Raw genomic sequence first — 12,831 nt, 5'->3', positions numbered from 1 at the left:
GGCTTTCATCCGTTTCTTTGAGGTTCATTTCACCGCGCCGGCCATCAGACCGCGCATGTAATAGCGTTGAAGAAGCAGGAATACGATGACGCAGGGAATGGTCATGACGGCAATGCCGGCCTGGACTGCGCCCCAGTTGACGGCGCCGAGCCGCCCGGTCCGGACCGCGATCATCAGCACCGGCAGCGTGAATTTTTCATTGCTCGAAAGCAGTACCAGCGCTGCCAGGAATTCGTTCCAGGCATTAAGGAAGGCGAAGATCGCAACGGTCGCCACGCCCGGCAGCACTAGCGGCAGCAGAACCCGGAACAAGAGCTTCAGGTCGCGCGCGCCGTCGATGCGAGCAGCTTCCTCGATCTCCTTCGGCACCGCGTCGAAGGCGTTGCGCATCATGAAGACCGAGAAAGGTAGCTGAAGGGTGACATAGACGAGTGTCAGCCCGATCAGCGAATTGTTGAGGCCGAGCCTTGCCAGGATGATGAAGAGCGGCGTCAGGATCGACTGGAACGGGATCATCAGCGTTGCGATGATCAGGATGAAGAAGGCGCCCTTGAACGGGAACTGATAGCGCGAGAAGCCATAGCCGGCGAGCAGGCTGACCATGACCGTCAGGATGACCGTCGTCACTGAAACGAACAGCGAATTCAGCGTATGCTGCACGACACCGGCGCCGAAACCGTCGAGGGCACGATAGGCATCGAAGCTGAAGCCCGATGTCGGCCAGGGCGGCAGCGGCGGAAGGCTCGCCTCCGTACCATGCCGGAACGATGATAGGAGCGCGATCGCAAAGGGCGCGAAGAAGAAGATGACGATGATAACGCCGACGCCGTGATAGCTGACGGCACTCCACATTTTCCGCCGCGCACGGCGCTCTTTGGCGGTCCTCACGTTCGTGGTGCTCATGTTGGCGATGCTCATGGGCAATCCTCCCCGACACGCAGCAGCCAGAGCTGGACGATGCTGATCAACACGAGAATGACGAGAAGGGCGATCGATAGTGCCGCGCCATAGCCGAGATTGAAGGACACGAAGGACTGGTTGAAGATGTAGTAGACCACCGAGATCATCTGGTTTTGCGGTCCGCCGCTGGTCATGATGTAGAACTGGTCGAAGGCAAGCACCGAGCCAGTGATGGAGATGATCAAGGCCAGCGCGATCGTCCGGCGCATCAGCGGCAGGGTCAGGAAGCGAAAGCGCTGCCAGCGCCTAGCGCCGTCGATGCGAGCGGCCTCGGTCAGTTCCGAGGGGATCGCCTGCAGGCCGGTGAGCAGGATGATCATGGTGAAGCCGGCGATCTTCCAGACCACCATTACGACGATCGTGGCAAAGGCGGTGTCGAAGTCGGCAAGCAGGTTCGGCCTGCGGTCGATCAGCCCGAGCGCCTGAGCCGCGGGTACAAAAAAGCCGCTATCGACATTGGCGAGCCAAACCCAGAGAAGCGAGGCCGTCGCCAGCCCGACGACGACGGGCAGGAAGATGATGGTGCGGTAGAAGCCGACGAGGCGCCGCTGCTTTTCGACGTAGAGCGCCAGGGGAAAGGCGACTGCGAAAATGACGATGGTGACGATCACGGTGTAATAGGCGGTGAAGCGCAATGCCGCCATGAAGCGAACATCCGACACCATCCTCGTATAATTCCCGAAGCCGATCCAGCGCGGATTGCCGAGCAACGGCCAATTGTGCAGGCTCATCCAGCCGGTAAAGAGCACGGGCAGGACAAAGAAGACCAGGACCAGCGCCATGGCGGGCGCGATGTAGAGAAATCCGTGCCAACCGGCACGTCGCCGCCGCTTTCGACGCCGCAGTGCTCCGATAGCTTCGGGACCAGCCATGGAATGCTCCTGATGTTTTGGTGGGGAGGACCGGGAGGCCAAGCCTCCCGATCTGTGATGGTTTATTACTGCTGTGCGTTGTCGATGATCGACTGCATTTCCGACTGCGCATTGGAGAAGGCCGAGTCGACGTTGTCTCCAAAGATTGCGGCGTTGGTGAAGCCGGCCCATGGGCCATTGGCACTGTTGATCAGGTCATTGAACTGCAGCGTATAGGGCGTCTTGGCGACGGCGATGGCTTTCAGGCCCACCTGCATGCGCGGATCGAGGCCTTGAAGCACCTGGTCGGCGATATCGCCACGCGTCGGTAGACTGCCGTATTTCGCCATGATCTTCTGGCCGTCCAGCGAATAGGTGTATTCGAGAAACTTCTTCACGGCATCGAGCTTCTTGGTGCCCTTGGTGATGACGAAGTTGTCGCCGCCGGCAAAGGAGGACGTCTTGCCGTCGACACTTGGGATCAGCGTCACACCGAAATGGATATCCGGATATTGGGTGATCAGTGTGCCGATCGAGAAGGCGCCGATGCTCTGCTGACCGATCTTGCCGTTGCTGATGCTCAGGAAGTTGGCGCCGGTGTCGCTGGCAGCACCTGCCGGTACCAGATCCTTCTTGACCATGTTGCGGTAGATATCGACCGCCTTGCGCATCTGCGGCGTATCGAGCGTCGCTTTCTTGCCGTCGGCCGAAAGAATGTCGGCGCCTGCACCCCAGACGAGCGGCGTGAAGGTGAAGATCATGCAGCCGCCGCAGCCGCCGCCGGAGAAATAGAAGCCGTAGGTATCGCCGCCGAGCGCGCGGATCTTCTCGGCATTGCTGGTGATCTCGTCCCAGGTGGTCGGCGCCTTGTCAGGGTCGAGACCGGCTTTCTTATAGAGGTCCTTGTTCCAGGCGAAGACGGAGGTCTCGACCGAGAGTGGCAGACCGTAGATGTGATCCTGATAGGTGCCGAGCTTCACATGCGACGGTGAGAGCGAGTTGAAATAAGGCAGGCTCTTGGCCCAGTCGGTCAGGTCTTCCAACTGGCCGGCGGCGGCGAAGGCTGGCGTGTAGATCAGGTCCATCGATAGGGCATCGGGCGCCTGTCCGCCGGCGATCGCGGTCGCATATTTTTGCACGAGCTCGGAGAAGGGCACTTCGGTCATGGTGACCTTGTCGTCATGGCTGGCGTTATAAGCCTCGACGACCTTCTTGAAGGAATCGCCGATGCCGGAGCGCACCCACATCGTAATGTTTTCGGCGGCAGATGCGCCGGACATAAGGCATAAGGATATGAGGCCGGTCGCGGCCAGAAGTCGCTTCATCATGTTTCTCCTCCCATGGGGCATTTCCTTCTGCCCCTCTTCCTCAATTAATGATCGGGGTTTCCCCCACACGACTGCCGCACGACCAATTCGCACGGCAATGTCCTGATCCCCGGTTCGACGGCGCGGCCTTCCGCCAATGCCAGGACCGTCAGCCCGGCCTCTCGCCCGAGAGCCTTGAGATTCATATCGACCGTCGTCAGCGGCGGCCGTGTTTGAGCGGCAACGATCTCCCAATTGTCGAAGCCGACGACGGAGACGTCCTCCGGCACGCGCACGCTGCGCTCGCGCAAGGCGTCGACCACCGCACGCGCGATCTGGTCGTTGCCGCAGAAAATGCCGTCCGGCTTCGGTCCGGGCGCATCCCAGATCTTTGCAACCGCCTCATGTCCCCATGCCTCGGACCACGTGCCGTACATCACCGGCAAGGCGTCGCCGACCAGACCGCGATAGGCCCGGGTGCGCTCGCGCACCGAAACGAAGCTCTCCGGGCCAGTGACATGGGCAATCCGGCGGCGACCGAGACCCATCAGCCATTCGACGGCAAGAGCGGCACCCTGAAAATCGTCGGCGCAGAAGGTAACACTATCGGATGTCCCCTCCGTGAAGGCGTAGACGACGGGCACGGGCAGATTGGACAGATCCACCGGCAGCCGGCGGTCAATCCTCTTTCCTGATGCGATGATGCCATCGACGCTCTTGTCCAGCATGGCGTCCACATGAACCTTTCCGAGCGCAGGATCGTCTTCGATCGTGCAGAGAAATACCGAGACGCCGTGGTCGACGAGCGCCTCGGTAATTCCGGCCATCACAGGGAGAGTGAAACGGCCGTAGGTATCGTTGGTCAAAAGACCGATGGTAAAACTCCGGTTGCTAAGCAAGCCTTTGGCCAAGGCATTCGGCCGGAACCCGATTTCGGTGGCGACACGCTTGACCCGTTCCCGCGTCTCGTCGCCCATTCGCCCGGTATTGTTCAGCGCTTTCGATGCGGTCGAAATGCTGACACCTGCGGCAGCGGCAACATCGTGAATCGTTACCCGACCGTTTCTGATCCGCTGGTTTTCCAGATGTCTTCTCCCAAACTTATTTGCGCTGAGAAAACCTTTTCTCAAAGCGGGAGTCAAGATGGGAAAAGCTTTTCTCAAATTTTTTTTTGATCATGCCCGTGGATGGATGCCTTTGGCTGTAAGCAGGCCGAAATGTCTGCACGGCCTTTACTGTCGGTCGAAAGACCAGCGGTTCACCATATAGGTGCGCGGCGAGGTTCCGAGCATGCGTCGAAACATGGTGGTGAAGGCGGCGACGCTCTCATAGCCGGCCTCAAGGGCAACATTGGTCACCGGCTGTCCCTCTGCAAGCTGGGGCAAGCACGCGAAGACGCTTGCCTGTTGGCGCCAGGTGGTAAAGCTGATGCCAGTCTCCTTGCGAAATTGCCGGGTGAAGGTGCGGCGGCTTATCGCCAGCTTTTCGGCCCAATTGTCCAACCGGGCATTCGGCGTCGGGTTTGCCAGATAGTCGCGGCAGAGGGCTGCCAGCCGCCGGTCGGAGGGGAAGGGAAGGCCAAGCGGGCGCTCCTCAAGCGTCGAAATCTCCTCTATGAGGAGGGAAAGAACAAGTTCGGCCTTGCGATTTCCGAGGGGCGCCTCCCGCAGCCGGATGGCCTCGAGCAGCAGACTGCGCGCGAGATCCGTCACCTCGACGACACGAGGCGCGTCTTCCCGTGGCGTCGGATCGCTTGGCATTACGTAGACCGATTTTATGCTGACATCACTCAGCATCTCGACGGAATGTTCCAGCCCGGCAGGAATGACCAAAGCATGGCCGGGCGGCACCATCCAGCGGCCGCGGGTCGTCATGATCACGACGACACCGGCGAAAACGCAGAGCAATTGCGTGCGGCGATGATGATGCCATGGAACGGTGTAGCCCGGCGGCAACTCCGAGCTGTTGACGAGTACGCCGGCATTCGACCCCTCCATCCTGAGCATATTTTGCTCGTGGTCGTTGTCGAGGGTTGCCAGCAGCTTTTGAGAGAGCTTTTCCATTTTTGGCCCGATCGCGAAAGAACTGGACCAAAACACGAAAGAAGGTCACCCGCAAGCCATGTAAAAGGTTGTTCGAACAGCATGGCTGAAAAGAATCGGCCGGCGCAGGAAGGAATCCCAATGGTTGCGGCATTTTCGGGCGCGCAGGCCCGATTTGAGAAGACGACAATTTCCATCGTCGTGGCGGTCAGCGTCTGCCACCTTCTGAACGACATCATGCAATCGCTGCTGACATCGCTCTACCCGATGTTTCGGGAGAACTACGCCCTCGATTTCGTTCAGATCGGTCTTCTGACGATGACGTTTCAGATCACGGCGTCGCTGTTGCAGCCGGTCGTCGGCGTCGTCACCGATAAATGGCCCATGCCCTATTCGCTGCCGGTCGGCATGGTCAGCACGTTTTCAGGGCTGGTGCTGCTCGGTTATGCCGGGAGCTTCGGTATGCTGATGGTCGCCGCGAGCCTCATCGGTTTTGGGTCCGCCGTGTTCCATCCGGAAGCCTCGCGTGTCGCGCGGCTGGCTTCTGGTGGGCGCCACGGCTTGGCGCAGTCGCTCTTCCAGCTCGGCGGTAATGCGGGCTCGGCCGTCGGGCCGCTGATCGCCGCTTTCTTCGTGCTCCAGCACGGCCAATCAAGCGTTGCGTGGCTCGCGGTCCTGGCGGTGATCGGCTTCATCGTCCTGAGCTGGGTCGGCACCTGGTATGTCAGCCATCGCCGCCAGCATGCCGCACGTCCGGCTCCGAGCCGCGCCTTGCCAATTGCCCGTAATAAGGCCATCTGGGCGCTTGCGATCCTCATCCTGCTGACGGCAACGAAGAACGTATATATGGCCAGCATATCGAGCTACTTCACCTTCTACGTCATCGACAAGTTCCATCTCGACGTTCGCGATGCGCAATTGATGCTGTTCCTTTTTCTCGGCTCGGTCGCGGTCGGAACGATCATGGGCGGTCCGGTCGGAGACCGTCTCGGCGCGCGCTTCGTCATCTGGTTCTCGATCCTTGGCGTCATTCCCTTCGCGCTGATGATGCCCTATGCGAACCTGTTCTGGACCTGCGTCCTGACGGTGGTGATCGGACTGGTGTTTGCTTCGGCCTTCCCGGCCATCGTGGTCTTTGCTCAGGAATTGATCCCCGGCCGCGTCGGTCTGATCGGCGGCATCTTCTTCGGCTTCGCCTTCGGGGCAGGGGGACTTGGTGCGGCGTTCCTCGGCGATTTTGCCGATACGCACGGCATTTCCTTCGTCTACACGGTCTGCTCGTATCTGCCGTTACTCGGCCTGTTCACGATCTTCTTGCCGCGGATACCGAGGCATTGAGCAATAGCGGCGGGGCTGTTAGCCGCCCCGCCGAAGATTTTGCCTCCTGGCTTCGCGCTGAGAGACAAGCCCAAAAAATCGCTACCATTTGAGACTGGTCATCGGCCTGTTCTTCGCCGTAGTCTGTGCCCGCTTCACGCAGGAGGAGGAGACCGTTGAGTGAGCGCCAGCATCAAAGTCCCGGCCGAGGAACGTTTCTCCGGCCGCCTTGCCTTCCTGCTTTTGCCGGTCATGCTCGCCTGATGCCGTCAAACCGTCATCATTCTTGCTTTGCTATGCCTCATTCTCAACGCCACGATCGCCAATCCGGTCCGGCCTGACATCAACCATGTAGGACATGCCATGCAGCTCACCATCGCCCAGCGCCTAGATCGCCTCAAGGTACGCACCGCAGAGCTCAGCCATTGGCGCGAGCGCGCTGTACTTGCGATCGACAATTGGACGTTCGAGGGCGAGGATATCGCCATCGGGGAGGCTTGGCCGCATTGTAAGGGTGTGGCGCATTTTGCCTCGCAAGCGAAGGCGCCTGGCGACTGGCCTCTCGAGGAAACCCGCCTGCAGCTCGATCTCGGTGGTGAGAGCCTAGTCACGCTCGCCTATGAAGAAGGCGAGAGCGAGAGCTTCGGCCTCGATCCCTATCACCAGGAATTCCCGCTCAAGGATCGCAATCTCTCGATCACCACGGACAGCGTGGCGCGCTTTCCGTTCGGCGAACCGAACCGCCAGCCAAAGTTAAACCGGGCGCAGCTCGCCTGGCTGGATATTCCCGTGCACCGGCTGCACCTTTTGCTGCGGCAGATAGTCGAGGCAATCGAAGCGCTTGATGATCATGATGTGGTGCCGCATCTGCTCGATGCTGCCGAGACGGCGCTGCGCGGCCTGGACTGGCCTTCCGCCACGGCTTCTTATGTGTCTCGCACTGCGAACGCCCTATGGCAGCAGAAGATCTGGGAATTGCCCGAGCTGATCGAAAACCCGCCGGGTCTGTCCGAGGATGAGCGCGCGACTGTCGTTGCGGCCTATGATGGCCTGATCGTCCGTCTAAAGACTCTGCAGGAACGCTATCCGCAAAACGGCGAATTGCTGTTGACCGGCCATGCCCATATCGATCTTGCTTGGCTGTGGCCCTATGACGAGACGCGCCGCAAGATGCGCCGGACCTTTCATACGGCACTGTCCTTGATGGACCGCTCGCCTGATTTCCGCTTCAACCAATCGACGGCGCATTATTATGCGCAGATGGAAGTTGACGATCCGCAACTGCTGGCGCGCATCAAGGAAAAGGTAGCCGACGGCTCCTGGGAAGTGATCGGCGGCATGTGGGTCGAGCCGGACACGAATATGCCGACGGGTGAAAGCCTGGTGCGGCAGATCCTGTACGGCCAGCGCTATTTCGAAAAGACGTTCGGCGCCCGTCACACGGTCTGCTGGCTGCCGGATTGCTTCGGCTTTTCCGGCGCCTTGCCGCAATTGCTGCGCCAGGGCGGCATCGACAGTTTCTTCACCATCAAGGTCAATTGGAGCGAGACCAACCGGTTCCCCTATGATCTTTTCTGGTGGGAAGGTCTGGATGGCAGCCGGGTGCTGGCGCATACATTCGACAACCCGATGGAGGGTTATAACGGCTTTGTCCAGCCGAATTGCCTCATGCCGACCTGGAAGAACTTCCGGGGGAAAACCCTGCACGATACCTCGCTGCTTGCGGTTGGCTACGGCGACGGCGGCGGCGGCGTGACGCCGGAGATGGTCGAGCGGGAAGTGCAGTTGCGCGATTTCCCGGCCATTCCGAAGGCGCGTTGGGGCAAGGTCGCCGATTTCTTCGAAAGCGCCCATCGAACCGCCAAGGAAAAACGCCTTCCGACTTGGTCGGGCGAAATCTATCTCGAGCTGCATCGCGCGACGCTGACCAGCCAGAGCGGCGTCAAGCGGCTGCATCGCAGAGCGGAGCGGGCGCTGATCACGGCGGAAACCCTGGCATCGATCGCCCATATGATCGGGGGCGCCGCGCCACAGAGCCTGGAAGCCGACTGGCGCGTAACCTTGAAGAATGAGTTTCACGATATCCTGCCGGGATCGAGCATCAACGAGGTCTATCAGGACGCCCAGCGCGAACTTTCCGGCGTTGTCGACCACGCCAAGATCGCTCAAAAGGACGCTATGGCTGCCATCGTCTCGGCTTTGCCGAAAGGCGGCATTGCGGACGCTCTCGTCGTCGTCAATCCCTCGCTGGACGCCCGACCGTTGCGCACGGTCCTCGCCGACGGCACGGTGCTTTCCACCGGCGACATAGTCTCGCCGCTTGCCATCCATGTCTTCGACCGCGCCGCGTTAAAGCCGCTTGGCGGTTTGCGCGCCGAAGCGAGGCGGCTGGAAAATGAACATCTCGCCGTTACCATCGGCGTCGATGGGGCTGTTCGGAGCCTCGTGCACAAGGCGACCGGCCGCGAGGCTTTGGCGGGATCCGCCAATCAGCTCTGGGTCTATCCGGTCGACAAGCCGCGCAACTGGGACGCCTGGGACATCGACGCCGACTATCCGGAAAAGGGCATTCGTCTCGACAAGCCGGAAAGCATCGAGCTTGTCGAAAACAGTCCGGATCGGGCCGCGATCAAGGTCGTCCATCGCTATCGCGATTCCAGTGTCGTGCAGCATTATGTGCTGACGGCCAATGCGAGGCGGTTGGACATAGAGACCGAAATCGACTGGCATGATCGCCGCACCTTGCTGCGATCGCTGAGCCCGGTCGCGACGCGGGCGCATACCGCCACGTTCGAATGCGCCTATGGCGTCGTCAGCCGCCCGACGCACACCAATACGAGCTGGGATGCCGCGATGTTCGAGGCGGTCGCCCATCGCTTCATCGATCTCAGTGAGCCGGATTTTGGCGTCGCTTTGCTCAATGACGCGAAATATGGCCATAGTGCCCGCGGCAACGTTCTCGGTATCAGCCTCGTGCGCGGACCGATCTATCCCGATCCGCTGGCGGATGAGGGCCTGCAACGCTTCACCTACGCGTTGATGCCGCACGCTGGCGAATGGCATTCCGGCGGCGTGCGCGAGGAGGCAGAAGACCTCAACCAGCCGCTGATCGTTACGGCGGCGGCTAATCTTGCGGAGACGATGCTCACTCCGATTGCGGTAACCGGCACACCGGTCGCGCTTTCAGCCATCAAGCCGGCTGAGGATGGCGACGGTCTCGTGCTGCGCGTCTACGAACCGACCGGCCGGCGCGGCGGACTTACCGTCACGCCAACAAACGGCTGGGCGGTTAGCGAGGCTGTCAATCTGATGGAGGAACCAGCCCAACGCGATGCCGGTCCGGATATCCTGCCGTTCGAGGTCAAAAGCTGGAGGGTGAAACGAGCGTGATGGCTACGACGACCTGGATGGTCCAATAGGGACAACTGGCGCTCTACGGCGACGATTTACACCTTCAGGAATTGCGAGGATTTATCGAAGCTTAGGCCTGGGAAGATCTTCGAGCTGAGGTCGTCGGCACCGAGGTCGAACTGTCGGTAGAGCATCGCGGCCGCGATCTCGCGCACATCTGCGGTGGGCATCAGATCGCGGTCCTCGAAGAGCTGTTCGTCTTTAATTCCCGGCCATTTGCCGAGCACGCGGCCGCCATTGATGGCGCCTCCCGCCAGCAGGCAGCAACCGCCGGTGCCATGATCCGTGCCGCCGGAGCCGTTCTGGCGGACGGTGCGGCCGAATTCGGTCATCGCCAGAACCACCGTCGTCTTCCATGCATCCGGGCCGAGCGTATTCTTCAATGTCAGCATCGCTTGCGTCAGGTCGCCGGCCGCTTTCCGAAACTGGGCTGCCTGTTGAACATGGGTGTCCCAGCCGTTGATGGAGAAGCTCGCGATACGGTATTCCCGCAGCAGCATCTTGGCGGCAAGCGCTGCAACGTCTGCTATCTGCTCGCCGCGCCTGGTGCCCGGTGCCTCGCCGATCTTGGCTGATTGGTCGGCGCGCCTCGCCTCGTCCATCGCCTTGGCGAAAGCGGGATCGTTGGCATAAAGACGTGTCAGGAACTGCATCTCGTCCGCACCCATGGCCAAGCCGGAATCCGAGGCCCAGACGTCGACCATATTGGGGCCTGACAGGATCAATTCGGTCGAGGTGTTGATGTCGATCGCCTTATGTGCCGTCGATCGCGCGATGCTCCCGAGTGCGCGGTTCAGCCAGCCGGTCTTTTCCTCGGCGACGTGACCGCCGCCCGATTCCAACATGTCTTGGCCGTCGAAATGGCTGCGGGCGTCGCGATAGGGCGTCGAAACGGCATGGACGAAGGCGAGCTCCCGAGCCTTCCACAGCGGCAGCAGATCCGCGGCTGCCGGATGCAGGCCGAAGAAGCCGTCGAGATCGACGAGCCCCTTGTCCGGAGCAAGAGCGATGTCCGGCCGCAAGCCGCCGAAGGATGCCTCCCCATAAGGCTGCACCAGATCGAGCCCATCCATGGCGCCGCGCAGTACGATGGTCACGAGGCGGTTGTCTCCGGGCATGGCCGCGAAGGTCACCGGCGTAAAGATCGGCGCAGCTGCCAGACAGCAGGCGGAAGCGAGGAAACCGCGGCGGGAAAGCGAGAAAGCCTTGTCGTCTGCCATGGGAATACTCCTCGCGCTAACGACGATTGAATTCGGGCGAAGCAAGCACGAGCGTCAGGCCCATCATCTTGTTCGGCGCTTGCGATACAACCCCGATCGTGTCGTCGCGAGCCGCATCCGCCAGCGTCTCCTTGAGAAACTGCCTCGGATCATCCAGCTTGCCGTAGCGACCGATCGCGCGCCGCGCCCAGGAAATCCGTTCGGAAAGCTCGCCGGCATTGATCCAGGCGTCGAAACCCTCGGGAAAGCCGGCTGGGCTGGGTGGCCGCCACACCGGTTGCCCCATGCGCTTCAACGCGTAGACGCCAAGACCGCGTGGCACGTAGAAGGTCGCATCGATAGCGGCCTGCCGGCGCCTTGCTTCCTGCGGGTCCGGCGAAACAGTCTTGTCGGGCGGGGCGGAGCTGCTGCCCGGCAAAGGCGGATTGCCGTCGGCCATAGCCTGCCCGGCACCCTCGTCATCGGCGAGCGGATCGACGACTGCGCTTGCTGCCGCGTTCCCGGGGAGAGCGAGCGCCCGCAAGCCGGCGACGACAAAGTCGAAAGGTTGCCGTGCCTTGCTTCCCTCATTTGTCCAGGCCGCCGGATGATCGAGCATCGCGCCATAGACCGCCATCAGGTCGCCGTCCGTCTTCCGCCACGCCTGGGTCATGGCGTCGATCATCGCTTGCGGTGGCGTATCGGAAATGAAGTGGATGGCGAGCTTGCGGCTGATATGCGCGGCCGTTTTCGGGTTCAGCGCCAGATCGTCCAGCATCTGCAGACAATCCCGCTCCGACCGCTGCGTTCGGCCATAGCTGACACCCAGCACCTGATGGCTGCCGGGTTCGGCGACAGCCTTGCGGAAATCCACCCCGACCGACTGCCGGTCGACCGTGATGCCCGTCAATACCATCGCGGCGGCTCGCACGTCGTCCTGCGTATAGCCGCTGCCGGCGCCGAGGGTGTGCAACTCCAGCAACTCACGGGCGAGGTTTTCGTTGAGTCCCTTGTCGCGTTTGAGGCCGGCGGGAGAATCCGGCCCGAGAGACTGCGTCTGATCGAGATAGATCAGCATCGCCGGATGTCGGGTGGCGCTGCGCAGCAGATCCGGAAACGTCCCGCCAATATTGGGCCGGATCGCCTCGGCCTCGAATAGGGGGACTATGAGTTTCATCGGCTGGGTCTTGTCGACACTCACCGAAAAATGGTTCGTCCAGAAGGCGGCCAGACGCTCGTAGAAACCATTCGGTGAGAAGACCGCCTGGGCGATGCGTGCATCGGCATCACGCTGATAGCTCTGCTGAAGTTCCCTAGAGATCGTCTTCTGTTCATCACGCTTGGCGGCATCATCGATGTCGCGGCTGCGGATGTCGCGGAGACGGTCGGCGATGTTGCGGATCGCCTGGCGGCGCGCCTCGATGCCGCCCACCGGAAAGAGGCAATTACCGTCGCCAATTCGCATCGAGTCGAGCAACGAGTCCCTGTTGGCGGGCGGCGTTTCACCGGGGCGAAAGCCGTAGCCGAACCGTAGTGCCGCCATGGTCTGAAATGAAAGGCTCATCGCTTGTCACCGCATCACCGATCAGGTGATACGCTCGCAGGCAATTGTGTCAGGAAAGTTCGGAAATTGTGGCGTTTTTCCGACATGGACAATTTGTAATCCCCTTGCAGGAAGCTTCACCATCAGGCTATTGTCGAGGCGTCAACTGCTTCAACGGGCTGTCGGGAGTGGGGTGGATCA

General features: G+C 61.0%; 9 protein-coding genes. 2 read left to right on the top strand and 7 right to left on the bottom strand.

The features are described from left to right. Window positions 1–24 precede the first annotated feature (24 nt). The 5 genes from QA646_RS22285 to QA646_RS22265 form a co-directional block, all read right to left on the bottom strand. On the bottom strand, window positions 25–888 hold the full coding sequence (locus QA646_RS22285) for a carbohydrate ABC transporter permease (protein WP_283060533.1): 864 nt from the start codon (window positions 886–888) through the stop codon (window positions 25–27). A 26-nt stretch (window positions 889–914) separates the two neighbouring features. After that, the gene (locus QA646_RS22280; protein ID WP_283060416.1) at window positions 915–1,832 is read right to left on the bottom strand and encodes a sugar ABC transporter permease; all 918 of its coding nucleotides are present in this window, start codon (window positions 1,830–1,832) and stop codon (window positions 915–917) included. Window positions 1,833–1,897: 65 nt separating this feature from the next. Continuing rightward, window positions 1,898–3,139, bottom strand: a complete 1,242-nt coding sequence (locus QA646_RS22275) for a sugar ABC transporter substrate-binding protein (RefSeq protein ID WP_283060415.1) — start codon at window positions 3,137–3,139, stop codon at window positions 1,898–1,900. 44 nt (window positions 3,140–3,183) lie between these two features. Further along, a complete protein-coding gene (locus QA646_RS22270; protein WP_283060532.1) occupies window positions 3,184–4,203 on the bottom strand; it encodes a LacI family DNA-binding transcriptional regulator in 1,020 nt (339 codons plus the stop codon). A gap of 147 nt (window positions 4,204–4,350) precedes the next feature. After that, window positions 4,351–5,181 carry a helix-turn-helix transcriptional regulator gene (locus QA646_RS22265; RefSeq protein WP_283060414.1) on the bottom strand — a complete coding sequence of 277 codons (831 nt, stop codon included), beginning with the start codon at window positions 5,179–5,181 and terminating at the stop codon, window positions 4,351–4,353. Between the two features lie 120 nt (window positions 5,182–5,301). Between QA646_RS22265 and QA646_RS22260 the strand changes: the two genes are divergently transcribed. Continuing rightward, the gene (locus QA646_RS22260) at window positions 5,302–6,498 is read left to right on the top strand and encodes an MFS transporter (protein WP_283060413.1); all 1,197 of its coding nucleotides are present in this window, start codon (window positions 5,302–5,304) and stop codon (window positions 6,496–6,498) included. A 342-nt stretch (window positions 6,499–6,840) separates the two neighbouring features. Next, complete coding sequence (locus tag QA646_RS22255; protein ID WP_283060412.1) at window positions 6,841–9,867, top strand: glycoside hydrolase family 38 C-terminal domain-containing protein; 3,027 nt, start codon at window positions 6,841–6,843, stop codon at window positions 9,865–9,867. A 56-nt stretch (window positions 9,868–9,923) separates the two neighbouring features. On the opposite strand, the gene QA646_RS22250 is transcribed toward QA646_RS22255, so the two are convergent. Beyond that, the gene (locus QA646_RS22250; RefSeq protein ID WP_283060411.1) at window positions 9,924–11,108 is read right to left on the bottom strand and encodes a DUF1501 domain-containing protein; all 1,185 of its coding nucleotides are present in this window, start codon (window positions 11,106–11,108) and stop codon (window positions 9,924–9,926) included. A 16-nt stretch (window positions 11,109–11,124) separates the two neighbouring features. Then, the gene (locus QA646_RS22245) at window positions 11,125–12,651 is read right to left on the bottom strand and encodes a DUF1800 domain-containing protein (protein ID WP_283060410.1); all 1,527 of its coding nucleotides are present in this window, start codon (window positions 12,649–12,651) and stop codon (window positions 11,125–11,127) included. Window positions 12,652–12,831 lie beyond the last annotated feature (180 nt).

The organism is Rhizobium sp. CB3090 (genome assembly GCF_029714285.1).
Classification (GTDB): domain Bacteria; phylum Pseudomonadota; class Alphaproteobacteria; order Rhizobiales; family Rhizobiaceae; genus Rhizobium.
This window is presented reverse-complemented; position numbering and strand designations above follow the sequence as displayed.

Coding starts and splice junctions, on each gene's coding strand:
- QA646_RS22280 (WP_283060416.1), bottom strand. CDS start 1,832: ATGGCTGGTCCCGAAGCTATCGGAGCACTGCGGCGTCGAAAGCGGCGG.
- QA646_RS22275 (WP_283060415.1), bottom strand. CDS start 3,139: ATGATGAAGCGACTTCTGGCCGCGACCGGCCTCATATCCTTATGCCTT.
- QA646_RS22265 (WP_283060414.1), bottom strand. CDS start 5,181: ATGGAAAAGCTCTCTCAAAAGCTGCTGGCAACCCTCGACAACGACCAC.
- QA646_RS22260 (WP_283060413.1), top strand. CDS start 5,302: ATGGTTGCGGCATTTTCGGGCGCGCAGGCCCGATTTGAGAAGACGACA.
- QA646_RS22255 (WP_283060412.1), top strand. CDS start 6,841: ATGCAGCTCACCATCGCCCAGCGCCTAGATCGCCTCAAGGTACGCACC.
- QA646_RS22250 (WP_283060411.1), bottom strand. CDS start 11,108: ATGGCAGACGACAAGGCTTTCTCGCTTTCCCGCCGCGGTTTCCTCGCT.
- QA646_RS22245 (WP_283060410.1), bottom strand. CDS start 12,651: ATGAGCCTTTCATTTCAGACCATGGCGGCACTACGGTTCGGCTACGGC.